We start from the raw sequence: 1,782 nt of genomic DNA, 5'->3' as shown, positions 1-1,782 counted from the left end.
TTAAGATTTAGACAAGCACTGGAAGTAGAAAAACCATTACAAATCATTGGAACGGTCAATGCTTATGCAGCCATGATGGCAAAACAGGTGGGTTACAAAGCCATCTATCTATCGGGGGCAGGTGTTGCGAACTACTCATACGGCTTACCTGACCTAGGTATGACCAGTCTAGACAATGTACTTGAAGATGTACGTCGGATAACTGAACGTGTAGATACACCACTCCTTGTCGATATCGATACAGGTTGGGGCGGAGCATTTAACATTGCACGTACCGTTAAACAAATGATTGCAGCGGGCGCAGCAGCGGTTCACATTGAAGACCAAGTGGCACAAAAACGCTGTGGACACCGTCCAAACAAAGAAATCGTGACTCAACAAGAAATGGTTGATCGTATTAAAGCAGCGGTGGATGCCAAAACAGATTCTAACTTTGTGGTGATGGCACGTACCGATGCACTACAAAAAGAAGGTCTACAAGCCGTCATTGATCGTGCATGTGCATGCGTAGAAGCAGGTGCAGATGCAATCTTTGCTGAAGCAATGACTGACATTACGATGTACAAAACAGTCTGTGATGCAGTGGGTGTACCTGTACTTGCAAACATCACTGAATTTGGTGACACACCTTATTACACCACTGAAGAATTGGGTGAACAAGGCATTTCAATGGTGCTTTACCCATTGTCAGCAACACGTGCAATGCAAAAAGCCGCACTTGAAGTATTCCAAGCCATTCGTAAAGACGGCACACAAGTGAATGTTCTTGACAAGATGCAACAACGCAAAGAACTCTATGAATTCCTTGACTATCATACTTTTGAAAATACATTAGACAAACTCTTCACGGAAGGAAAATAAAATGGCTGAAGGAAAAGTACTCACAGGCGCAGGACTGCGCGGACAAGTTGCAGGCAAAACTGCACTTTCAACTGTAGGCAAAAGTGGCGCAGGCTTAACATATCGTGGATATGACGTTCAAGATTTGGCGGAAAACTGCCAATTTGAAGAAGTTGCTTACCTGATTTTCTTTGGTGAATTACCAACAGCAGAACAGCTTGCAACATACAAAGCAAAACTCAAATCATTACGTCAATTGCCACAAGCACTTAAAGAAGTTCTTGAACGCATTCCTGCAGATTCACATCCAATGGATGTGATGCGTACAGGTGTTTCAATGCTCGGTAACATTGAAACTGAAAAAACATTCGATGAGCAACAAGATGTAGCAGACCGTATCCTTGCAACCTTGCCTGCTATCATTTGTTACTGGTACCGTTTCAGCCATGATGGCGTACGCATTGAAGAAAATACTGATGATGATTCAATTGGTGCTCAATTCTTGCATTTACTTCGTGGTGAAAAACCAAATGAATTGCATGAACAAGTGATGAATGTCTCGTTGATTTTGTATGCAGAGCATGAATTTAACGCTTCAACATTCACAGCACGAGTATGTGCATCAACACTTTCAGATATGCATTCATGTATTACAGGTGCGATTGGATCACTTCGTGGTCCATTACATGGTGGTGCGAATGAAGCTGCGATGGAAATGATTGAAAACTGGACATCTCCTGAAGAAGCTGAACGTGAAATGTTGGGCAAGTTAGCACGTAAAGAAAAGATCATGGGCTTTGGTCATGCGATCTACAAAGATAATGATCCACGTAATGGCATCATCAAAATTTGGTCAGAGAAATTAGCGAAAGATGTAGGTGATACCACACTTTACCCAGTATCAGTGCGCTGTGAAGAAGTGATGTGGCGTGAGAAGAAATT

The 1,782-nt window shown here is 42.5% G+C and carries 2 protein-coding genes; both read left to right on the top strand.

Annotation, left to right across the window (positions count from 1 at the left end):
• Nucleotides 1–861 (top strand): methylisocitrate lyase (gene prpB, locus FW754_RS16370; protein ID WP_446325258.1); only part of this gene is annotated, 861 nt, incomplete at its 5' end.
• 1 nt (nucleotide 862) lies between these two features.
• Nucleotides 863–1,782 (top strand): citrate/2-methylcitrate synthase (locus FW754_RS16365; RefSeq protein ID WP_446325257.1); only part of this gene is annotated, 920 nt, incomplete at its 3' end.

This window comes from Acinetobacter sp. 1207_04 (assembly GCF_052850415.1).
The sequence above is the reverse complement of the archived record's forward strand: the minus strand, read 5'-3'. Positions and strand labels throughout refer to the sequence as shown.